Here is a 21,894-nt window from a genome sequence, read left to right on the forward strand (position 1 = left end):
CAGGCCTCACCCTTCGTACCGCACGACGAGCAGCGAGACGTCGTCGCCTGCGGGGCGGCCGTCTCTGAACTCGACCGCCGCGTCGAGCAGCGCATGCGCCATCTCCGATGGCGTGCGCCCGGCGACCGCCGCCAGCGTCGACGCGATGCCACTCGTCCCGAAGTCCTCGCCCGTGTGAGAGGTCGACTCGCTGACCCCATCGCTGTAGATGACGAGCGCGTCGCCAGGCGACATCGTGATCGTCTCCACGTCCCACGAACCGAACGGCAGGAGTCCGAGCACCGGCCCTCCCGACTCGAGCATCGTCACCTCGCCTGACGCGCGCACGAGCGCGGGCGCGCAGTGTCCCGCATTGGCGAGTTCGAGGCGACCATCGCCATGCAGCACCGCGGCACCGAGCGTGAGGTACTTGTTGCCGGGACTGTAGTGCAGCAACTCCGTGTGGAGCGTGGGCAGGATGTCCGACAAGGGCTGGCCGAGGTCGTGCAGCAGGCGCAGCATGCCCGTCGCGAGCGCCATGATGAGCGACGCCCCGACCCCCTTACCCGACACGTCGCCGAGCGTGAGGGCCAGGCTGCCATCCGGCCGTATCACGCCCTGATACAGGTCGCCGCCGACCGACGCGGCGGACTCGGTCTGTGCGAACGTCGACGCGAAGGGCACCTCAGGCGGCGGTTGCAGGAGCGCGGCCTGGATGTCCTTGGCGATCGTCATCTCATGTTCGTAACGCGCCTTGGCACGGGCGTCCTTGTAGAGCCGCGCCGAATCGATCGCCATGGCCGCGTCTGCAGCCAGCGATTCGAAGATGGCAATCTCCTCGTGCGGCACCACATGCATGCTGGCGGGGCGCGACACGAGGAGCGCACCCACTGCGTCGAGGCGGCCGATGAACGACGAGTCGTCGGCCAGCGCGCGCCTGGCAACCATGAGCGGAGTGGCCACGATGTCTGGGCGGGACCCCACCGCGCCGCCGACGAGCGTCTCGTGCATCGCCTGACTCGTGATGGTGCGGCGCCCCTTCACGGCCTGCGTGAGCAGGTCCATTTCCTGCTGCCCGACGGGTGGCGACGCCAGTCCCGGCAGGCGCAGGACGAGTTCGAGCTTCTGGTCCGGGTTGATGAGCGCGAGCGCGCCGGCATCGGCGCGCATGATGCGGATGGCCGACCGCAAGACCGCCGCCAGCACTTCGGGCAGCACGGCCGCGCTGTTCAGTTGCCGCGCAACGTCGAGCAGTTCCTGGAGATGCCTCACGCCGGCGTTACGGTCGTCGGGGCCTGCCGACTCCAGCAGCGTGGCGATGGTCTGGCTCACCACGTCGAACTGGACGCGCCGGCCGAAGCGCACGCGATCCCCATCGGCCAGGATGTGCGCCGTGATGCGGACGTCGTTCACGAACGTCCCCACGGCGCTGCCAAGGTCTTCGAGGATCAACGCCTCGTCGCGCCAGGTCACCTGTGCATGGCGTCGCGACACGCTGGGCTCCGCGAGCACGACGTTCGAGAGCGGGTCGCGCCCGATGACGATCGGAGTGGCTTCGGGGAGGATCTCTGTCGTCGCGCCGGGGGAACCGGGGACGAGTTTCAGGCCGGCAGGTGTCATGCGATTCGCGTTAGTCCGTGCTTACGTCGTGACATGGTAGGCTGGCTGCCATGCGCAGCCTCGAGGAACAAGGCACACCGTCGGGACGTGGCCCGTGGATGCTGCTGGCGGGCGCGGCGATCGTCGCCGCCGCGATCGTCATCTGGTTCATCGCTGGTGGTGACGCTCCCGCTCCGACTCCCGCGGAGACCGCCGCGCAAGCCGGAGAGGCGAAGGCAACCCCATCTAGCGCCAACGAACGCCCCGCGCCGACCGAACGAACCAGCACGCCATCGCGGGGACCGTCATCGTCTGCCGCCAACGCGCCCCGCCGCCGTACCGAGCCGCCGGAGCCGGCGCCTCCCGCACGCGAACCGCGCGAACTCCGCGTGACGAGCGACGTGCCTGGTGCGTACGTCTTCCTGAACCGCAAGTACCTCGGCACCACGCCGCTGGCGTCGCGCGACGTGACGGCCGGAGCGTTCCAGCTGAACGTGCAACTGGAAGGGCGTCCGCCCGTGGTGCAGAACGTCGACATCGCCGAAGACGGGCCGACGACAGTCGCCGTCACGCTGCCGCCCGCTGCAGCGTCGGCGGCGGCCGTCGCGGCCATCGACCTCGAGGTTCCGGTGATCCACAAGCACACGGTGGGGTCCTGCGAAGGTACGCTGCGCGCGACGGGCGAGGGGTTCCGGTACGAGACGTCGCACAGGGATGCCTTCTCGCTGCCCTACGCCAACGTCGGCACGTTCTCGGTGGACTACACGGAGAAGCGGCTCCGCCTCTCGCAGCGCGGCGGCCGCACGTGGAATTTCACCACGACGGCCGAGAACGCCGACCCGCTGTTCGTCTTCCACCGCGACGTCCAGGCCGCTCGGACACAATGACGAATGATGGACCGGGCATCGGGCATCGGGCATCGGCTGGAGGCCAGGGGCTTCAGCCCCTGGCGTGACGGAAGTGCCGACCGTCACGCATCGAAGAGCCAGTGTCCGGGACCGTCGAGGAAGGCCTCGTAGTCGGGCATGACCGCGTGCGGGGCGGGAATGTTCCCGTTGAACTGCTCCTCGGTGAACGTGGTGGTGATGCCGACGCAGGTCATGCCCGCGCCGATGGCGGCGGCCACGCCTATCGGGGCATCTTCGAACGCCAGACAGGCGTCCGGCGGAATACCGAGGCGCTCGGCTGCCAGCAGGAACACGTCGGGGAACGGCTTGCCGCGGGGCACCTCGTCGCCGCGCGCGACGAGCGTCAGGTGCAGCCCGAGCCCCGATTCCTTCATGCTGTGCTCCACGTTCTTCAGCGGCGCCGACGTGGCGACGGCCACGGGGATCCCGCGGGCGTCGAGGCGCGCGAGCAGCGACAGCGCGCCGCGCACGGGCGCCAGCCTGCCGCGCGACAGCTGCCTGTAAGCGCCCTCTTTCTCTTCTTCGAACTGCAGCACGTCTTCCATGGACAGTTCGCGCTCGAACAGCATCGGGAAGATCTCGCTGTTCCGCTTCCCGTCGATGCGGCGCCGCACGTCCATCGTCATCGCCGGCAACCCGTGCGCCGCCACGAAACGCTCGAACGCCTGCGCGTGCAGCGGCATGTTGTCGACGAGCGTGCCGTCGAGATCGAACACCACACCACGCGGACGAAACGTGGACAGATCAGGCAATGTCAGACAACTCCTTCGGCAATCACCATGCGCTGCACCTCCGACGTGCCCTGATAGATCTCCGTCGCGCGGACGTCGCGGAAGAAGCGTTCCGCCGTCGAGCCACGACGATACCCTTCCGAGGCGAGAATCTGCATCGCACGATCGGCGGCGGCGTGCGCGGCCTCCGAGGCGGCGAGCTTGGCCATCGCGGCTTCGACAGTCACGCGCCCTCTGCGCGCCTTCGTTGTCGCCGCGCGCCATGTCAGCATCCGCGCGGCTTCGAGTCCCGTGGCCATGTCGGCCAGCATGAACTGGACCGCCTGATAGTCCGCGATCGGCTGCCCGAACGCGACACGACGCTTCGCGTAGGCGAGCGCCTGTTGCAGCGACGCCTCTCCAACGCCGAGCGCCTGCGCGGCAATCGCGATGCGGCCGCCGTCGAGCGCCTGCATCGCGATCGCGAATCCCTGTCCCGGCTCGCCGATCACGTCCTCCACGCCAACGGCCACATCATCGAGCACGAGATCCATGCAGCCGAGACCTCGCACGCCGAGTGAATCGGTGAGGTTGCGCCGCGTGACGCCGGGGGCGGACATCGGCACGAGGAACGCGGAGATGCGTCGCGCGCGCTGCGCGGGATCCGCGCTCGCAAAGACGATGGCGACGTCTGCGGCTTCGGCGTTGGCCACCCACACCTTCGTGCCGGTGAGACGGTAGCCATCGCCCGTGGGTATGGCCAGCGTCTGCTGATTGGCGGCGTCCGATCCCGCCTGCTCCTCCGACAGCGCGAACGCACCGATGGCCTCGCCCGTGACGAGGCGACGCAGCCATGCGGCGCGCTGCTCGGCGGTGCCGTGCCGCAACAACGTCTCGGCAACCAGCGACGTGGTCACCGACAGGATCACGGCGACCGTCGCACTCGCGCGTGCGATCGCTTCGAGCGCGAGCACGTACGCCACATCGTCCGCACCGGCACCGCCCCACTCTTCGGGGATGGTGATGCCCCCAAGCCCGAGAGCCCCGGCCTGTCGGATCAAGTCGCGCGGAAACGCGTGACGCTCGTCAATGTCCGCCGCCACGGGCGCGACGACATCGTCGGCGAACCGACGCGCGAGGTCCGCAAACGCCTGCTGCCGATCGCTGGGGGTGACGCGCACGGGACTCAGCGTAGCAGAGGCGCCGCACTTCGCCACTCAGTCGAGTGTGACCGCCGCGTGGGGTGGCTGTGATACGCGGGACACTGCCTGCCACGCCAGGAGGCCGTTCATGCGTGCGCACGGCTGGTTCCTGTGTGGTTCCGGTGTTCGTCGCTGGCCCGACCACAAGGGTCGCCCCTAGAAGACGCCGGCGGGATCGAAGAGCGGGCGCAGGCGGGCGGCGGTGGCGTCGAGCGTCTCGGGCAACACGCGACTCTCGCCGACGGTGGTCATGAAGTTGGTGTCGCCGTTCCAGCGCGGAACCACGTGGATGTGCAGGTGATCGGCGACGCCAGCACCCGCGGCCTTGCCGATGTTGATCCCGACGTTGAGTCCGTGCGGCTGATAGGCGTGGCGGAGCACGCGTTCGGCGCGCTGCGTGAGTTGCATCAATTCGTGCAGTTCTTCCGGCGTCGCGTCACCCAGCGTGGCGATGTGACGACCCGGCACCACCATCAGGTGGCCGTTGTTGTAGGGGAACAGATTGAGGATGACAAAGCAGGTCGTGCCGCGATGGACGACGAGCGCATCCTGCGCGGCGTCGGCACCGGCGTCGGCGGTGCAGAAGACGCATCCCGGCGGCACGCTGCCGCCCGTCGTCACGTACTGCAGGCGCCAGGGCGACCAGAGGTGATCCATCGCGCGCTCAGGAGGCGACGGATGCCTCGCCGGCTTCGACGGCTTCCGGCTCGTCGTCGACGGTACTGGCGTTGATCAGATCCTTCAGTTCCTTGCCCGGCTTGAAGTAGGGCACGTGCTTGGACGGCACGTCCACGCGATCGCCGGTCTTGGGGTTGCGGCCCTGGCGGGGCTCGCGTCGACGCAGGCGGAAGCTGCCGAATCCCCTGAGTTCCACCTTGTCGCCGTCCTGCAGGGCGCGGACCACCGACTGGAAGACCGTCTCGACGATCAGTTCGGCGTCCTTCTTGGTGAGCGCGGAGACACGGGAGACCTCTTCGACGAGATCCGCCTTGGTCATGGGAATCCTCGGGAAAAGTACGACGCCGGCCCGGGCATGTGTGCCGGGCCGGCGTCGGGGTCTGCTTACTGCTGCTGCTTGAAGTGATCGCCCAGCGTGGCGCCGCCCGTGGACGAGGCCTCGCTGATGTACTGCCCCCAGTCAGCGCGGTAGGAATCGTCCTTGAGCGCCCTGATGCTCAGGCCGACCTTGCGCTCCGCCGGGCTCAACTTGATGACCTTCATCGGGTAGGCCTGCTCGACCTGCAGGTCGACCTTCTCTTCCCCGTTGTCGGCATCGAACTCCGACACGTGGATGAGCCCCTCGATGCCCTCGGCCAGCTCGACGAACGCGCCAAAGGAGGTCATGCGCACGACCTTGCCCTCGACCACGTCACCGACCTGCACGCGGCCGAAGAAGTCGTCCCACACGTCGGCGGCCAGCTGCTTGAGGCCGAGCGACAGGCGCTGGTTCTCGGCGTCGATGTTGAGCACCATCGCCTCGACCACGTCGCCCTTCTTGAGCATCTCCGACGGGTGCTTGAGGCGCTTGCTCCACGACATGTCCGAGATGTGGATCAGGCCGTCGATGCCGTCCTCCACCTCGACGAACGCACCGAACTCGGTGAGGTTGCGCACCTTGCCCTTGATCTTCGTGCCCACCGGATACTTGTCGGTGAGCTCGTGCCAGGGGTTGGTCTCCACCTGCTTGAGACCGAGCGAGATGCGGCGCGCCGACGGATCGACGCCGAGCACCATCGCCTCGACAGAGTCGCCCACGTTGAGGATCTTCGACGGGTGCTTGACGCGCTTGCTCCACGACATCTCGCTCACGTGGATGAGGCCTTCCACGCCGGGCTCGAGTTCGATGAAGGCGCCGTAGTCGGTGAGGCTGACCACGCGGCCGGTGACGCGCGCCGTGACAGGGTAGCGCTCCACCACGTCGGACCACGGGTCGGTCGTGAGCTGCTTGTGACCGAGCGACACGCGCTCGTTCTCGGGATCGAACTTGAGGACGATGACGTCGACCTCGTCGTTGACCTTGAACAGCTCCGACGGGTGCTGCACGCGGCCCCACGACATGTCGGTGATGTGGAGCAGGCCGTCAATGCCGCCGAGGTCGATGAACGCCCCGTAGTCGGTGATGTTCTTGACCACGCCCCGCATGACCTTGCCCTCGGCCAGCGTCTCGAGCGTGTGCTTCTTCTTCTCGGCGTTCTCCTCCTCGAGGAGGACCTTGCGCGAGAGCACGATGTTGCCGCGCTTCTTGTTGACCTTGATGACGCGCATGCGCAGTTCCTGGCCCTTGAGGGCGTCCAGGTTGCGCACGGGACGAACGTCGATCTGGCTGCCGGGAAGGAACGCGCGGACGCCGATGTCCACGGCGAGCCCGCCCTTGATGCGCTCGATCACGCGGCCGATGACGACCTTGCGATCGGCGAAGGCCTTCTCGACCTCGTCCCAGATCTTCATCTTCTCGGCCTTCTCGCGCGAGAGCACGATGTGGCCGTCCCGATCCTCGGTGCGTTCGAGCAGCACGTCGACGGTGTCGCCGGGCTGCACGATGACGTCACCGTTCTCGTCGAGGAATTCGTCGAGGGGAATCATCCCCTCCGACTTGAACCCGACGTCGACAATCACCGCGGAGGCGGATACCGAGAGCACCGTGCCCTTGACGACTTCGCCTTCCGTGATGTTGCGGAAGCTGTTGTCGTACAGGTCGAGCAGGCTGGCGAACTCCTGCGGGTCCATCTCGTGATCATCTGCCGTCCACATGGCCTTGGTGGTGGCGGCAGCGGACGGCCGGGCACCCCCTTCGCGTACGTCCGGCTGGTCCGTGAGTTGATCTGACATGCGTACTGAATCCTCCTCGGTGGGCGTTTGCCGGACTTTCCAGCGCCGGCGGCTGTCGGTTGTGGCACGCGCTATGCGGGCAACCGACAGAATTTACACCATTTAAGGGCAACCGGCAACCGGCAACCGGCAACCGGCAACCGGCAACCGGCAACCGGCAACCGGCAACCGGCAACCGGCAGGCCGGGCACCGGGCACCGGGCACCGGGCACCGGGCACCGGGCACCGGGCACCGGGCACCGGGCACCGGGCACCGGGCACCGGGCGGCAAGATACCCACAACGAGGATCGGGATGTAGGCCTGCCCACCGCGGGCGGGCCACAGGTGGTAGGTCCGGCTCTCCGAGCCAGACCCCTACGCCGTGCGCTGGCGAACCAGCGCCATCACCTGGTCGACCACCGTGGCGATCGGGAGGCCGGTGGTGTCGATGTAGGTGGCGTCGGTGGCCTGGGTCAGGGGCGACACCGTGCGGGTGCGGTCGCTTGAATCGCGGTTCGACAGGGCCGTCGCGATAGCGGCGACGTCGCCGCCGTTGGCGGCGTGGGCGCTGTCTGCGGCGCGGCGGCGCGCGCGCTCCTCGGGTGTTGCGTCGAGGTACACCTTGACGTCGGCCTGCGGCAGGACGACGGTGCCGATGTCGCGCCCTTCCATCACGAGATCGCCGGCCGCCGCATACGCACGCTGGCGCTCGACGAGCGTCGCGCGCACACGCCCGAGGCGGGCCACGCGCGCGGCGGCGGCGTCGATCGCCGGCGTCCGGATCGCCCGCGTCACGTCGTGGCCGTCGATCGTCACGACGCCCTGCTCGGCGACGAGCGTGGCCTCGCGAGCCAGGGTCTCCACGGTCGCCTCGTCATCCAGTTCCAGCCCGCGCCGCACGGCCAGCCACGCCACGGCGCGATACATCGCACCCGTGTCCACGTGCCGGCAGCCGAGCGCCTGCGCCACGGCACGCGCCACGGTCCCCTTCCCCGCCCCCGAAGGCCCATCGATCGCGATCAACACCGCCGGTGAGGATATCAAGCCGGCGCGCGATCCCGAGTGGAGGCGCCGCAACGCGCAAGATCACATCAACGTGTCGCTCAATCGCGGCACGTCATCGATCACTCGCACGCGCTCCGCAGCCGTCGACAACGTGCGCTTCACGGCATCCGGCAGATCGGCCAGATCGCCATCGCCGAAGTACGACAACGCCTTGAGGCTGACAAGCGGCGCGAAGTCGGGATAGAGCGCCGTCGCGGCGCCGAGCGCGAGCGGCAGCGTGATGCCGTGCGCCAGCAGCGTCGCCAGATCGAGGTAGTCCTTGCGCTCCGCCCGAACCTGCACGACCCGGACCTTCTGCGCGGCCAGATCCAGCAACGAGGCCACGCGCACATCCGTATCGGACGACACCGACGGCTCACCGACGCGACCGAGCACCAACCCGCCGAACCACGACACCTTCACCGGCCCACCGCGGTCCACGAGAAACGTCGCTGTCGATGGCGCGGCCTGTATCAACTCGGCACCAGCCAGAAAATGGCACGTCGCCTGCAGCGTATGCGCATCGACCGGCGCGTTGGTGAAGAAGTCGAAGTCTTCAGACTGACGGCTGGCGGTACGCAGTGCCAGCGCCGTCCCGCCATACAGGACGAACGAGGCCGGAAGCGATGCGCGGAATTCGTCCCAGAGCCGACGCTGCGCGGCGGGCAGGATCTCCACGTGTGGGGTGAACGTGGTCATTCGAAACGCCGCACGGGGAGCGGGCCGGCATCGCCGAGGCCGAGGCGATGGTGCCAGTAGTGCCAGGAGCGGACGTCGAAGATGCCGGGCGACGCCTGGAGAACGGCCGTCCGGAGGCGCGCAATCCCGTAGATGGCCTCAACAGCGTTCACGTCGTCGAGCGTCCCGAGCGTCATGACGCGCGCCAGGAAGTCGTCGAGGCGCTCCACCGCCCGTTCGGGCGTGTCCCACCAGACGACCCTCGATGCCATGCGCCGCACGTCGGCTCTCACGCAGGCAGGGTAGCTGAAAAGCCACGAAGCGGTTGAAGATACCCCGTGCGCATCCTGCTCGGCCTGCTGCTCCTCGGCGCCGTCCTGCTCGCTTCGTGGTTCGGCCTCTCGCAGAGCCGGTACGGGCGCGCGATCGGTCTGCTCGTGCGCATCGGCAAGCTCCAGGGCGTTGTCGCGCGGCACGTGGCCGGGTGGCAGCAGACGTCGGTCGAGCGGCAGATGCTGGCGTACACGGGACGCCACGGCGCCCGGGAGGCGCGGCTGTACCTGCCGCAGCGCGTGCGCACGCGGCCGCTCCTGCTGACAAGCGGCGTCCACGGGCTCGGCATCGACGAACCTCGGCTCGTCGAGTTCGCCGACGCACTCGCGCAATCGGGCACGCCCGTCATCACGCCGACGCTGCCGGATCTGAAGGAATACCTGATCACGCCGCGTCTCACCGACGACATCGAGGACGCGGCACTCGCCGTGCTCGCGTCGCCCGACGTGCCGCAAGCGCCGGACGGGCACGTCGGCCTGCTGGGCATCTCCTTCTCGGGCGGACTCTCGATCGTCGCCGCCGGACGCCCCGCCCTCCGCGATCGCGTGGCGTTCGTGTTCTCGATGGGCGGTCACGCCAGCCTGCCCGACGTGATGCGCTATCTGTGTACGGGCATCACGCCGGACGGCGTCCCCTATCCGCCACACGACTACGGCGGCGTGATCCTGCTCACCAACCTCGCCGGCGATCTCGTGCCGGAGGCGCAGGTGGCGCCGCTGCGCGCCGCCGTCCACCAGTTCCTGCACGCGTCGCACGTGGACATGTTCGACAAGGCGCAGGCACAAGTGGAGTTCGACCGGGCACGCGCGATGGAACAGACGCTGCCCGACAACGCCCGCTCGTTCATGTACCTCGTGAACACGCGCCACGCGGGCGAACTGGGTAAGCGCATACTCCCCTACATCGATCGATGGGGGCAGGAGGCCGCTCTCTCGCCCGTCAAGTCACCCGCGCCAACGGCCCCCGTCTTCGTCATGCACGCCCACGGCGACAACGTCGTGCCCGAGAGCGAGGCCCCCGCACTTGGCCGCTACCTGCGCGCGCAGGGCACCCCCACGCGCGTGTACGTCTCGACGATGATCGATCACGCCGAAGTCAAGCGCACTCCATCCCCCGGCGAACTGATCGCGCTCGTGCGACTGTGGGCCGAACTGCCCTGGTGATCGGGCAATGACGAATGCCCAATGACGAATGCAGAATTACTTCTGTCGCGCTTTCGTCCGTCCTGCGCGTGACGCTTCCCTGAGCGTGATCTTCTTTGTCGTGCGTGGCTTGCCGCCGCGGGTGCGGGGGATGCCGGATGGGGTCTTCGCGTGGCCGAACTGGACACCGGGTTGCGGGGCGGTGCTGGTGCGCGTGCGGGCCGGAGCGGGGCCGGGGGCGAGTCCGGCATCGGCACGGAGTTGCTGTACTTCGGCTGGACGCAGTTCGCGATACATCCCGGGCTTCATGCGGCGGTCGGTGAGCGTACCGATGCCCGTGCGCGCGAGGGTGATCACGGGCAGGCCGACGGCCTGGCACATGCGGCGCACCTGACGGTTACGCCCCTCGTGGATGACGATCTGGAGCAGCGACTGCTCGCCTGACTTCTTGGTGAAGCTCTCGATCACATGCACCTTGGCCGGTGCCGTGCGGCGGCCGTCGAGCGGCACGCCCGTCTCGAGCCTGGTCAGGACTTCGCGCGACGGCACGCCGAACACCCGGACTTCGTACACGCGCGGCACCTCATGGCGCGGGTGCGTGAGGCGATCGGCCAACTCACCGTCGTTGGTGAGCAGGATGAGTCCTTCGGAGTCGAAGTCCAGGCGCCCGACCGGGTACAGTCCCTGCCCCGCATCACCGAGCAGCGTCAACACCGTCGGACGACGCTGCGGGTCCGAGCGGGTCGTCACGTAGTTGACCGGCTTGTAGAGCAGGAGATACCGCTTCGCCACCGCCGTGTGCAGGCGACGGCCATCCACGTCGATACGGTCGGCATCCGGGTCGGCTTTGGCGCCGAGTTCGCTCACGACCTGTCCGTTCACGCGCACGCGGCCTTCGGCGATGAGCGTCTCGGCGACACGCCGCGACGCGACGCCGGAGGCCGACAGGATCTTCTGGAGTCGCTGGGCTGTCATGGCGTGCGGCGCTCCGCTCAGCGGTCCTCGTCCGGCGGCGCGTCGACGGCCTCGTCGGCATCGATGGCGACGCTGTCGTCCGCGACGTCGGCGGCAGGCATGGCGGCTGCCTGCAGTTCCGACTCTTCGAACAGCAGCGGCTCGACGGGCGGCGCATCGTCGAACGGCAGCGATACGCTCTCGTCCTCGTCGACGGGCGACGGCAGGTCGAAGCCGAGCGCCTCCGACATGTCCTCGACCTTGGGCAGGTCCGACAGATCGCGCAGGCCGAACTTGTCGAGGAACTCACGCGTGGTGCCGTACATGAACGGCCGCCCGACCACCTGCTTGCGCCCCACGATCTTCACGAGCTTGCGATCGAGCAGCGTGTTGAGCACGCCGGTGGTGGCGCTCACGCCGCGGATCTCGGCGATCTCACCTGACGTGACCGGCTGTTTGTACGCGATCACGGCCAGCGTCTCGAGCGCCTGCACCGACAGCTTCGACGTGGTGCGCTCCTTGAACAGCCGGCGCACCCATTCGTACAACTCGGGACGCGTGACGATCTGGTAGCCGCCGGCCACCTCCACCAGTTGCAGCCCGTCGGATCTGCCGTACGACTCGCGGACCTCGGCGAGCGCGGCTTGGATGTCCTCGCGCGGCTGATCGTCGAGCAGGCGGCCCATCGCCTTGAGCGTGAGCGGCTCCGGCGACGCGAAGATCAATGCCTCGACCACGGGCTTGAGCGGATGCGGCGCGCGCGGCGCGTTGGCCACCTCGTCGGGGTCGAACAGCTCCGGGTCCTGGAGGTCGCCGACGATCGGCTCGAACGGCCCTGCCTCCTCGGCGGGGGGCTCGATCTCGATCACGGCGTCTTCGACGTTCACGTCAGGGGTCTGCTCGTCGCTCATGACTGCGATCCGGGCGTGCCTTGCGGCGGCGCGGCAGGCTCATGGTGCTCGATCGGGCGGGGGGCATCGGCGGGCCTGTCACGGCGATACACGCGGATGGGTCCGCCGGAGCCGCTCTGGAACACGCGGAGCACCTTGAGACGAATCATCTCCAGAATGGCCAGGAAGGTCACGATCAGGTCGCCGCGCCCCGCCACATCGTCGAACAGTTCCTCGAAGCCCAGAGCCTCGACGCCGGCCAGGCGCACCATCAACTGCTCGATGCGCACCTCGAGCGGCATCTGCTCCATCGGCAGGTACACCGCCGGGCGCTGCCTGGCCCGCTCGACCACGGCCTTGAAGGCCGTCATGAGGCTGAACAGGTCGACTTCGAGCTCCGGTTCCTTGTCGAGACCTTCGCCCGCGAGCAGGGCGATACGCTCGTCTGGGCGGGCCCACTGCGCGCTGCGCACGGTCTCCTTGTCGTGGAGCAGTTCGGCCGCCGCCTTGAACTTCTGGTGCTCGACGAGCCGACGCACCAACGCGTCGCGCGGATCCTCTTCGGGCTCCTCCTGCTCGGGCGCCGGGCGCGGCAGCAGGCTGCGCGATTTGATGTGGATCAGCGTGGCCGCCATCACGAGGAAGTCGCCCGCGACGTCGAGCTGCAACTCCTCCATCAGCCCGATGTAGTCGAGGTACTGACGCGTGATGAGCGCAATCGGGATGTCGTAGATGTCGAGCTCGTGCTTCCTGATCAGGTGCAGCAGGAGATCGAGCGGGCCCTCGAACACTTCGAGCTTGACCGGAAAACGTTCGAGCCCGGAGTCCATGCCTTCGACTCCGTGCGGGCCTGCGGCTCGAACGTCGCTCACGGCAGGCTGTGGGTTGGAGGCGGACATCAGTAGGCCAGATGCAGCGTGTCGCGCACGCGGCGCATGGTCTCGACGGCCACGGCGCGCGCCTTGCGCGAGCCTTCGTGGATGATCTCGCGCACGCGTTCTGGGTTGGCGGCGAGATCCGCGCGCCGTTCGCGCAGGGGATCCATCGCGGCGTTGAGCGCCCGCGCGAGCTTCTTCTTCACTTCGACGTCGCCGACGCGGCCTTCGCGATAGCGGGTCTTCAGGTCCTCCACCTCGTCGCGATCCGGGTTGAATGCGTCGTGGTAGATGAACACGGGGTTGCCTTCGACGGTGCCCGGAATGTCGGCGCGCACGCGCTTGGGGTCCGTGTACATCTGCCGCACCTTGGCCTCGACGTCGGCCGCGCTATCCGACAGATCGATCGTGTTCTGGTAGCTCTTGCTCATCTTCCGGTTGTCGAGACCGGGCAGACGCGGGAAGTTGGTGAGCAGGGCCTGCGGCTCCACGAAGATCGGGCCGTGCATATGGTGCACGCGTCGCACCACCTCTCGCGACAGTTCGAGGTGCGGCACCTGGTCCTCGCCCACCGGCACGTAGTGCGCGTCGTAGATGATGACGTCGGCCGTCTGCAGCAGCGGATACCCGAGAAATCCGTACGTCGACAGATCCTTCTCGGTGAGCTGATCCTGCTGCTCCTTGTACGTGGGCACGCGCTCCAGCCACGGAATCGGGATCATCATCGACAGCAGCAGGTGCAGTTCCGCGTGCTCGGGCACGAGCGACTGCACGAAGATCGTCGATCGCTCCGGATCGACGCCCGCCGCAATCCAGTCCGTGACGTTGTCGATCACATAGCCGGGCAGCTTGCTCGTATCGGCGTAGTCGGTGGTCAGCGCGTGCCAGTCGGCCGCGAAATAGAAGCAGTCGTACTGCTCCTGCAGGCTGGTCCAGTTCCGCAGGGCGCCCACGAGGTGCCCCAGATGCAACTTGCCGGTCGGGCGCATGCCCGACACCACACGCTTGGTCACGACAGCAATCCGACGAGGAAACGAGTCGGCGGGACGATCAGGGCACTCAGCGTGCCCGTGAGGATCAGCCCGTAGAGGATGAAGATGCCGAACGGCCGAATCCGATCCCATTGATGCGCCAGCCTTGCCGGCAACATCGCCGCGACGACGTTGCTGCCGTCGAGGGGAGGGACGGGGATCATGTTGAACACGGCCAGCAGGATGTTGATCCGGAAGAACGCGTAGAAGAACTGCCCCAGCGGCTCCACCACCGCCAGCGTGCCCGCCGTGAGCGGCAGGAACGGCAGCGCGCGCAGCGCCAGACTCGCGATCACCGCCAGCAGCAGGTTGCTCGCCGGCCCAGCCAGCGCGATCCACATGAAGTCGCGCCTGAAGTGGCGCAGGTGCCGGCCATCGACGGGCACGGGCTTCGCCCAGCCGATGATCGGCGCGTTCATGGTGAACGCCACCAGCGGCAGCAGGACCGTCCCGACGGGGTCGATGTGGACGAGCGGGTTCAGCGAGAGCCGGCCGAGGAGGCGCGCGGTGGGATCGCCCAGGCGCGACGCGGCCCATGCGTGCGCGGCTTCGTGCACGGTGAGGGCCAGGAGCAGCCCGATGAACGTCAGGACAATGGTTCCGATTTCCACGACGGCAAAGACCCCATAGGGTACCAGCAGCGAGCAGGACGCGTCAGGTGCCGCTGGCGAAATGGCGGAGGATGGCGTCGGCCACCCGCGCGCCGACCACCGTGGTGAGTTCCTCCCGGCTGGCGCGTCGCACGCCGGCCAGACTGCCGAACGCCGTCAGCAGCTGCTTGCGCCGGCGCGGGCCGACCTGGGCGATGTCGTCGAGTTCGGACCGGAGATCCCTGTTGGTCCGCGCGGCGCGATGGAACGTGACGGCGAAGCGGTGCGCCTCGTCGCGGATGCGCTGGAGCAGGCGGAGCGCGGGCGTCCCGTCACCGAAGGCGATGGGGTCCTCGCTGTCGCGCGTGAAGACGAGTTCCTCCTGCTTGGCCAACCCCACGGCCACGAGGTGGTCGAGTCCAAGCCCCTCGAGCGCCTCGTACGCCGCGTTGAGCTGCCCTTTCCCACCGTCGATCACAATCAGGTCCGGCCACGGCCCATCGTCCTCGGCCACTTTCCTGTACCGCCGCGACACCACCTGGTGCATGGCCGCGAAATCGTCAAGAAACCGGCAATCGGCAACCGGCAACCGGCAACCGGCCTCCAGGGACGCATTCTCGGCATTTCCGGCATTGCTTTCCGGTTGCCCGTTGCCGGTTGTCGGTTCCTTGCCGGTTGCCGGAGGCTGTCCGCTATCCGGTTGCCGGTTGCCCGTTGCCGGTTGCCGAATTCTGAACTTCCGATACTCCGACCGCTTCATGCGGCCGTCCTGGCAGACGACCATGGACGCGACGGTCTCCGCGCCCTGCAGGGTTGAGATGTCGAAGCAGTCGATGCGGCGCGGCAGCGCGGGCAGGCCGAGCGCGGCCTGCACCGTTTCGAGCGCTTCGTAGTGCGCGGCGCCGTCGGCGTTGAAACGCGCGTCGTAGGACAGCGACGCGTTCCGTTCGGCGAGGTCGAGGAGCGCACGTTTGTCGCCACGCTGCGGCACGCTCAGCGTGACCTGGCGTCCGGCGCGAGCCGACAGCCACTCCGCGAGCAGGTCCATGTCGGGCAGCGTCCGCGGGACGATCACTTCCGGTGGCGGCGCATGGTCGGCGTAGAGGTGCGTCAGCGCGCGCTCCAGCAGGTCCTCCATCCGCGCGTCACGTGCCTGGTCCGCGTTCGTCACGAGCTCGACGCGATCGACGACGCGGCCGGAGCGGACCTGGAAGGCCTGAACGACGGCGCCACCTGGTCCGAGCTTCGCGCCGATGGCGTCGCGATCGCCCAGGCGCGGCGTGGCCATCTTCTGCTGGCGATCGCGCAGGGTTTCGAGCGTGCGAATCGTGTCGCGCAGCTGCGCGGCCTGCTCGTACCGCTCCTCGTCGGCCGCGGCGTACATCCGCGACTCGAGGTCCTCGATCAGCTCGTCGCTCCGGCCCTCGAGGAGGAGCCGCGCATCGCGCACCGCATGACCGTACTGCTCCGCCGTGCAGATCGACGCGACGCACGGCGCGAGGCACCGCTTGATGTCGTACTCGAGACACGGACGACCGCGCTGGCCCGTGATCACTTCGCGGCACGATCGGATCCCGAACAGTTTGTGCGACAGATTGCGCGTCTGCCACGCCAGCGACGCCGGCATGAACGGGCCGGCGTAGTAGTCGCCATCGTTGGCCACCCGCCGCACCACCGACACGCGCGGGAACGCCTCGGACTCGCTCAGCCGGAGGTAGGGATACGTCTTGTCGTCGCGCAGCTTGATGTTGTACTTCGGCGACCGTTCCTTGATCAGGTTGTTCTCGAGCGCCAGCGCCTCGACCACCGAGTCGGTGACGATGACGTCGAGGCCGTGCGTTTCGTCGAGGAGGGCCTCGGTCTTCGGTGAGGTGCCGCGGGCACCGAGGTAGCTGCGCACCCGGTCGCGCAGCGCGCGGGCCTTGCCCACGTAGATGGTGTCTCCCGCCTGGTTGCGGTAGAGATAGACGCCGGGCTGTTCGGGCAGACGCGCGATCTGGGCTTTGAGGTCTTCTATCGCCATGCGTCTTCCCTGTCGAGTTGCAGGAGGCGACCCGGACCCTCCATTATAAGCGGCGGGCACATGACCTTCACGAGCGCCGTTGGCGCGATCTTCTGGTTCCCGCTGAGCGCCATCATCCGCCTCTGCGTGGCGCTGCGCATCCACCCGAACGTCCTGACGTTCATCGGCGTCTGCATCAATCTCGCCGGGGCGTGGGCGCTGGCGCTCGGACGGTTCTTCCTCGCCGGCCTCATCATCGTCGCCGCCAACATCTTCGATTACATCGACGGCAAGGTGGCACACCAGACGGGCACGGCCAGCGCGTTCGGCGGGTTCTGGGACTCGGTGATGGACAGGTTCTCGGACCTGGCGCTGTTTCTCGGGCTCGTCTACCTGTACGCGTCGCTGCAGCGCGCCGACTACGTGCTCGTGACGGCGCTGGCGATGACCTTCACGGTCCTCACGAGCTACACCCGGGCCAGAGCCGAGTCGCTCATCGACAAGTGCAAGGTGGGCTTCATGGAGCGTCCGGAGCGCATCGTGCTGTTCATGATCGGCGCGTTCACCAATCGCATGGCGGCCGTGCTCTGGGTCATCCTCGTGCTGTCGGCGCTGACGGTGGCCGGCCGCATCTACCACACATGGCGTGAGCTCGAAGCTCGGAAGGTGGCGGCATGAGCGAACCTCGGGTGCCGATCGAAGAACGCCTGCCCCTGCCGCTGCTGGCCGTCTGGCGCGTCTTCTACTGGACGTACGAACGCACCACGATTCCGTACGACCTCATGGTCCTGGCCATCCTCGCCTTCGTGTGGCTGACCCCACCTGACTGGCTGGGCGACCCGATGGCCCGAGGGATGGGTCTGCTGGGCTGGATCCTCGAGCCCTGACGCTTCCCGGTCGCCGCCGTGCCAGACACCCTGCTCTCGCGCGTACTGCTGGTCCTCGGCGCAGGGTTTCTCGTGGCCAACGTGCGCATCCTCGTGGACGTCGTGCGCTTCCTGCGCATGCGCTCGCGAGCCCTGCTCACGTGGCCCTGCCCCACTCCACGCTATTACGGTCTCTCGCTCGCCATGGCCGCCATGCTCGGCATGGTGCTCATCTTCAAGCTGTTGTACCTGCGCCTCCCGCCAACGGCCGTCTTCGGCGAAGCGATGATGCTCACCTACTACGGGTATCTCGTCCCGCTGAGCATCAGGATCGGCCGCGGCTTCTATCAGGACGGCGTGTGGGTGGACAGCGGCTTCCTGCCCTACCACGAGATCGGCGGACTGACGTGGCGCGAAGGTGAGGATCAGCTGACGCTCGTTCTCATCCCGCGCATGAAGCAGGTGGCGCGCACGCTCGCGGTGCCCACCGAGTTCTACGGCGCCACCCGCCGCCTGCTGCGCGACAAGATCGCACACCACGACATCGACTTCTGGGGCAAATCTCTCGACCTCGGCGCGCACGACGACAGGGACGACGCGTGAGCGGAGACACGGGCTTCCACCTTCGCCCGTCTGGCTACGGCGGACAGGTCAGCCCGTGGCGCACGGTCAACGCGTGGCGTCGCCTGCCGCGTGTTGCGCGCGGCGGGCGTGGAACGCCTCGAAGTTCGCCTGCTCCCACTCGGCGCGCAGCGCGTCTGCGGATGCGGCGGTCCTGTGCTTGTAGACCCCTGGCGGGAAGTGGGGTCGGGCGATCCGATCCGCGAGCGTCCACGTCGCGCGAATCGCGCGGAACAGTCGCGGATCGCCCGGCGGCAGCCAGTTCGCGCGTTCCATGTCGCCGACGTGCCTGAACTTGTCGACCGGCATCACTCGTCGTCCAATCCGAAGTGGTGTCGCACGCGTGTAGCCGCCGGATTCCATCCGGCGGGCGGGCATCACTGACTGCCGGACAAAGTCCGGCAGCTACGTGTTGCAGAGAGCCTGGCAGCTACGTGTCGCTTGACGTGAGGCAGACATCGCCTGACGATGGGCCGCGATGCGGACACAGTGGTTGTGCCTCTCGAGTGCTGCCTTCCTCGTGGCGATCGGTCTGGCGCTCACGTTCATGCCGCAGGAACTGCTCGCGCAGGTCGGCGAGCGGGCAACGGGCCCTGTCGTGCTCCTCGCGCGGTTGACCGGCGCGATGGCACTGGCGTTCGCGTGGCTCGACTGGCTCGCGCGCAACCAGCGCATCGGCGGCATCTATCAGCGACCGCTGGTGCTGGCCAACCTGCTCCACTTCATGATGGGCAGCCTCACGCTGCTGCGCCTCTCGACCGCGGGCGACCTCGGGTCGTACGCCTTCGTGCTCCTCGTGCCCTACGCCGTGCTCGCGCTGTGGTGGGGCATCACGATGACGACGTCGCCGGTGTAACAGGTACGACACCGGGCCGGGCGCGGAGAGCCGGCCCTCGCCGACCGCCTCACCGCTGACGCCCCTATGGCGTATCGATGATTCGACATCGCCGGTACGCGGCCATAATCATGCGCGATGACAGATGGCCGCGCCCCTCAGGATGACGCCGAGACGGTCGCCGCACACGACGCGGTACCACAACGGCGCGCGTTCCTGCGCGCGGCGATCGCCGCCGCGATAGCCGCCGGCGTCTCTGGCATGCCGGGCGCCACGGTCGATGCCGCCTTCGCGCAGGACGCCAGCGACGCCGAGATCGACGCGCTGGCCACGCATCTGGCGAACGCCCCCGTGGCGCTCCAGTTCCTCGATCTCCTCGGGACGCTGAACTTCGCCGACGCCATGGGCGGCATCGCCCTGCAGGATGACTCCTACGTCTCGCGCTTGCTTCAGCGCCTCGACGGGCTCGTCGGCCTGACGACATCCTCCGAGAGCCACGACGTGGGCCACGCCCATGCGCACACGTTCCCGCTCGCGAACCTGATCCTCGCCGCGGTGATGAACGTCGTGCGCCTCACCGGTTTCGGCCCCGACGTGCGGCATCGCACGCTCCACGAGATCGAGACGACGCTGGTCGGCGTGGCCCTGCTCATGGGTCTCACGAGCGTGGCGCGCGGCATCGTCTCGAGCGAGATGACGGCGATGCACATGGCCGAGGCCGACGACACGAGCATCAGCACGGATCCCGAGGAGACCATCGCCAGCAGCATCGTGCAGCTCACACTGCTGGCCGCCGCCACGCAGATCCCCCTCAGCTCCTTCGGCAACGCCGCCATCGGCAACGAGGAGTTCCGCGAGGTGCGGCTGGCGTTCAGGACCATCTACGAGCGATTCCTTCCGCCCGAGCGCGAGGACCTGACGCGCGACGATCTCGTCGCGCACGTGCGACAGACACTCGCCCGGAGCGACAACCCCGTCGTGAACCGGCGCGTCGAAGCGCTGCTGGCGGCCCAGGGGTTCCACGGTCGCGCAGAGCTGGCGGCCGGACTCCTGCGCGCATCGACCGATCACACGCACGACCTGATGACGCTGCTCATGGCGACCGCCTGTGACGATGCGCAAGCCGCACTCGGGGATCCGGGGCCGCTCGTCGGGCTGTATCAGACGTACGGCCTGGACTTCCTGCAGGCGCTGCCGTCGCTCGTGCCCTACACGGTGCTCATCGGATTCGAGCGGGCCACGTTCGCCGCGCGGCGGGCGGGCATCCAGCGTCCGCTCTACACACGCGCGCGTGGCGTCTACATCAAGAACTTCCTCAGGGAGACGTGGCGGAACCTGATCGTCTATTTCGCCACGGTGGCCCCCGAGGTCTCGGCCAAGGTAGCTGGTACGCGACGGTCGCGCACCACGACGAAAGCCGTGGAAGGCGTGGGCGTGAACTTCTCGATCCTGGAGCAGGTGCTCTCGGACATCGAGGCCCTGATCACGTCTGCTGTCGATCCGTTCCTCAGCGACACGGTGCTCGACACGCGGAAGACGCGCGAAGCGGTCGGCGAACTGCAGGAGGCGGTGCGCCGATTCCACGAGTCTGTCGGCCGCACGGCAGTCCAACGTCTCTTCGCGCCCCGGACTGACGGGCCCGCGCAGGAGGTGACCGTCACGCGGGCGGAGGTCTTCGCGCAACAGGACCGCAACGTCGGCGAGAAGGCGTCGGGCAAGGCGCCGTATCCGTATCGGAGAGACGAGGCCGTACAGAATCTGAAGGATCTGCAGATCCGGCTGGCGTCGATCGTGGACGAGGCAGGACTGGACAGGTTCGTCGCGGAACTGCGCGACATCAGACAGAACATCGGCCCGCAACTGGAAGAGGAGATCCGACAGGAACTGGCGCGCAGCGGCGAGACGCCGACGGTCATGACCGCGCTGAACGTGCTGCGGCGCAACCCGAAGGTCCGTCAGCTCCTCGACGTCAACTACTGGCACGCCCGTGTCGGGCCGGCACTGACAGACACGATGTTCGTCGTCTTCCTCCAGGGCCTGCACCTGCCGTTCCTGCTGGCGACATCGGAGCGCGCGATGTATGCGGCCGACTGGTTCACGGCCATGCCGCTGCGATCGCGCGAGGTCGTGTCGGTGCTCTACAACAACGCGATTGGCATGTTCGCCGACAACTGGGCCGACTGTGTCGCGCACGCCACGTGGCTGACCGACATGTACCTCGGCGAGCTCGACACGCAGATGCGGACCCTGGCGCGTACGTATCCCGAGATCGACGTGGCCAGACGCGCCGGTCACTTCGCCGACGATCCGACCCGCATCATCCCGGAGCGATTCACGGCGAGGGTCGAGCAGACCACGGTCCTGTTCGGCACGCTGCAGCGCCGATATCCGGCCGACGCCGATACGCTGGAGGCTGCGCTGCGCTCGTACCTCGATGCCGCGCAGGACTACTACTTCAAGTCGATGCTCATCGCGATGACGATCTCGGTGGTGGGGGCCGGCAAGTCGCTGCCGGGCGACTCCACGCACTTCACCTTCGCGGCCGGCGAAACGGACTTCACGCTGGCGGTGACGCTGAAGGACTTCAAGCGCCACCCGCTCTATCACGTCTGGGCCCTGCTCTTCAGCGGCACCTACGCGATGTTCGCGGGACCGTTCCTCGCCCAGCACATCGTCGCCCCGGGCTTCAGCCGCCTGCACCTCGGCTCGGGCTTTCTGACGAAGGTGCAGTCACTGATGCAGCAGCAGTTCAGGGACACGTATCCCGGACTCGCTGAGCAGTTCGAGCATCTGGACGCGCAACTGCCCGCCAGGCACTGACGCCCG

At 67.9% G+C, this 21,894-nt stretch carries 23 protein-coding genes; 7 read left to right on the forward strand and 16 right to left on the reverse strand.

Translation table 11 applies throughout. The annotated features are described in order from the left end of the window. Positions 1–6: 6 nt before the first annotated feature. On the reverse strand, positions 7–1,599 hold the full coding sequence (locus IT182_17640; protein ID MCC6165172.1) for a SpoIIE family protein phosphatase: 1,593 nt from the start codon (positions 1,597–1,599) through the stop codon (positions 7–9). A gap of 50 nt (positions 1,600–1,649) precedes the next feature. On the opposite strand from IT182_17640, the gene IT182_17645 reads away from it, so the two are divergent. Next, positions 1,650–2,465 (forward strand): PEGA domain-containing protein, encoded by an 816-nt coding sequence (locus IT182_17645; GenBank protein ID MCC6165173.1) that lies wholly within the window; start codon positions 1,650–1,652, stop codon positions 2,463–2,465. An 83-nt stretch (positions 2,466–2,548) separates the two neighbouring features. On the opposite strand, the gene IT182_17650 is transcribed toward IT182_17645, so the two are convergent. From IT182_17650 to IT182_17685, 8 genes are all read right to left on the reverse strand, one after another. Next, positions 2,549–3,238 (reverse strand): HAD family phosphatase, encoded by a 690-nt coding sequence (locus IT182_17650; protein MCC6165174.1) that lies wholly within the window; start codon positions 3,236–3,238, stop codon positions 2,549–2,551. Positions 3,239–3,240: 2 nt separating this feature from the next. Further along, a complete protein-coding gene (locus IT182_17655; GenBank protein MCC6165175.1) occupies positions 3,241–4,377 on the reverse strand; it encodes an acyl-CoA dehydrogenase family protein in 1,137 nt (378 codons plus the stop codon). Positions 4,378–4,554: 177 nt separating this feature from the next. Further along, positions 4,555–5,055: an HIT domain-containing protein gene (locus IT182_17660; protein MCC6165176.1), complete on the reverse strand. Its 501-nt coding sequence runs from the start codon at positions 5,053–5,055 to the stop codon at positions 4,555–4,557. Between the two features lie 7 nt (positions 5,056–5,062). After that, on the reverse strand, positions 5,063–5,395 hold the full coding sequence (locus IT182_17665) for an integration host factor subunit beta (GenBank protein MCC6165177.1): 333 nt from the start codon (positions 5,393–5,395) through the stop codon (positions 5,063–5,065). Between the two features lie 65 nt (positions 5,396–5,460). Then, a complete protein-coding gene (locus IT182_17670) occupies positions 5,461–7,149 on the reverse strand; it encodes a 30S ribosomal protein S1 (protein ID MCC6165178.1) in 1,689 nt (562 codons plus the stop codon). 433 nt (positions 7,150–7,582) lie between these two features. Then, complete coding sequence (locus tag IT182_17675) at positions 7,583–8,233, reverse strand: (d)CMP kinase (GenBank protein ID MCC6165179.1); 651 nt, start codon at positions 8,231–8,233, stop codon at positions 7,583–7,585. 60 nt (positions 8,234–8,293) lie between these two features. Next, positions 8,294–8,950 carry a nucleotidyl transferase AbiEii/AbiGii toxin family protein gene (locus tag IT182_17680; GenBank protein MCC6165180.1) on the reverse strand — a complete coding sequence of 219 codons (657 nt, stop codon included), beginning with the start codon at positions 8,948–8,950 and terminating at the stop codon, positions 8,294–8,296. Then, entirely contained in the window at positions 8,947–9,222 is a 276-nt protein-coding gene (locus IT182_17685; GenBank protein ID MCC6165181.1) for a hypothetical protein, read from the reverse strand. The genes IT182_17680 and IT182_17685 overlap by 4 nt, the downstream gene beginning before the upstream one ends. A gap of 45 nt (positions 9,223–9,267) precedes the next feature. On the opposite strand from IT182_17685, the gene IT182_17690 reads away from it, so the two are divergent. Next, entirely contained in the window at positions 9,268–10,425 is a 1,158-nt protein-coding gene (locus IT182_17690; GenBank protein ID MCC6165182.1) for a hypothetical protein, read from the forward strand. A gap of 36 nt (positions 10,426–10,461) precedes the next feature. Here the strand turns inward: IT182_17690 and IT182_17695 are convergent, their stop codons facing one another. The 6 genes from IT182_17695 to uvrC all read right to left on the reverse strand — a co-directional run bounded on the left by IT182_17695 (position 10,462) and on the right by uvrC (position 16,767). Next, complete coding sequence (locus IT182_17695) at positions 10,462–11,379, reverse strand: rRNA pseudouridine synthase (GenBank protein MCC6165183.1); 918 nt, start codon at positions 11,377–11,379, stop codon at positions 10,462–10,464. A gap of 17 nt (positions 11,380–11,396) precedes the next feature. Then, the gene (gene scpB / locus IT182_17700; GenBank protein ID MCC6165184.1) at positions 11,397–12,269 is read right to left on the reverse strand and encodes an SMC-Scp complex subunit ScpB; all 873 of its coding nucleotides are present in this window, start codon (positions 12,267–12,269) and stop codon (positions 11,397–11,399) included. Further along, positions 12,266–13,078: a segregation/condensation protein A gene (locus tag IT182_17705; GenBank protein ID MCC6165185.1), complete on the reverse strand. Its 813-nt coding sequence runs from the start codon at positions 13,076–13,078 to the stop codon at positions 12,266–12,268. The genes scpB and IT182_17705 overlap by 4 nt, the downstream gene beginning before the upstream one ends. A gap of 68 nt (positions 13,079–13,146) precedes the next feature. Next, entirely contained in the window at positions 13,147–14,247 is a 1,101-nt protein-coding gene (gene trpS, locus IT182_17710) for a tryptophan--tRNA ligase (protein ID MCC6165186.1), read from the reverse strand. Continuing rightward, on the reverse strand, positions 14,133–14,765 hold the full coding sequence (locus IT182_17715) for a site-2 protease family protein (GenBank protein ID MCC6165187.1): 633 nt from the start codon (positions 14,763–14,765) through the stop codon (positions 14,133–14,135). The genes trpS and IT182_17715 overlap by 115 nt, the downstream gene beginning before the upstream one ends. Before the next feature lie 43 nt (positions 14,766–14,808). Then, on the reverse strand, positions 14,809–16,767 hold the full coding sequence (uvrC, locus tag IT182_17720; protein MCC6165188.1) for an excinuclease ABC subunit UvrC: 1,959 nt from the start codon (positions 16,765–16,767) through the stop codon (positions 14,809–14,811). A gap of 60 nt (positions 16,768–16,827) precedes the next feature. Between uvrC and IT182_17725 the strand changes: the two genes are divergently transcribed. From IT182_17725 to IT182_17735, 3 genes are read left to right on the forward strand one after another with little or no spacing between them, the layout of a single operon-like run. Then, complete coding sequence (locus tag IT182_17725; GenBank protein ID MCC6165189.1) at positions 16,828–17,424, forward strand: CDP-alcohol phosphatidyltransferase family protein; 597 nt, start codon at positions 16,828–16,830, stop codon at positions 17,422–17,424. Further along, positions 17,421–17,633 carry a hypothetical protein gene (locus IT182_17730; protein MCC6165190.1) on the forward strand — a complete coding sequence of 71 codons (213 nt, stop codon included), beginning with the start codon at positions 17,421–17,423 and terminating at the stop codon, positions 17,631–17,633. Before IT182_17725 ends, IT182_17730 begins: the two co-directional genes overlap by 4 nt. An 18-nt stretch (positions 17,634–17,651) precedes the next feature. Next, positions 17,652–18,215 (forward strand): hypothetical protein, encoded by a 564-nt coding sequence (locus IT182_17735; GenBank protein MCC6165191.1) that lies wholly within the window; start codon positions 17,652–17,654, stop codon positions 18,213–18,215. A 66-nt stretch (positions 18,216–18,281) separates the two neighbouring features. Here the strand turns inward: IT182_17735 and IT182_17740 are convergent, their stop codons facing one another. Then, the gene (locus tag IT182_17740; protein ID MCC6165192.1) at positions 18,282–18,542 is read right to left on the reverse strand and encodes a hypothetical protein; all 261 of its coding nucleotides are present in this window, start codon (positions 18,540–18,542) and stop codon (positions 18,282–18,284) included. A 169-nt stretch (positions 18,543–18,711) separates the two neighbouring features. Here IT182_17740 and IT182_17745 point away from each other — a divergent pair, with 169 nt between their 5' ends. Further along, positions 18,712–19,089, forward strand: coding sequence for a hypothetical protein (locus IT182_17745; GenBank protein ID MCC6165193.1), 378 nt, complete (start codon positions 18,712–18,714; stop codon positions 19,087–19,089). Between the two features lie 117 nt (positions 19,090–19,206). Beyond that, a complete protein-coding gene (locus tag IT182_17750; GenBank protein MCC6165194.1) occupies positions 19,207–21,888 on the forward strand; it encodes a hypothetical protein in 2,682 nt (893 codons plus the stop codon). Positions 21,889–21,894 lie beyond the last annotated feature (6 nt).

The sequence above is a fragment of the Acidobacteriota bacterium genome, assembly GCA_020845575.1.
Lineage (GTDB): Bacteria > Acidobacteriota > Vicinamibacteria > Vicinamibacterales > Vicinamibacteraceae > Luteitalea.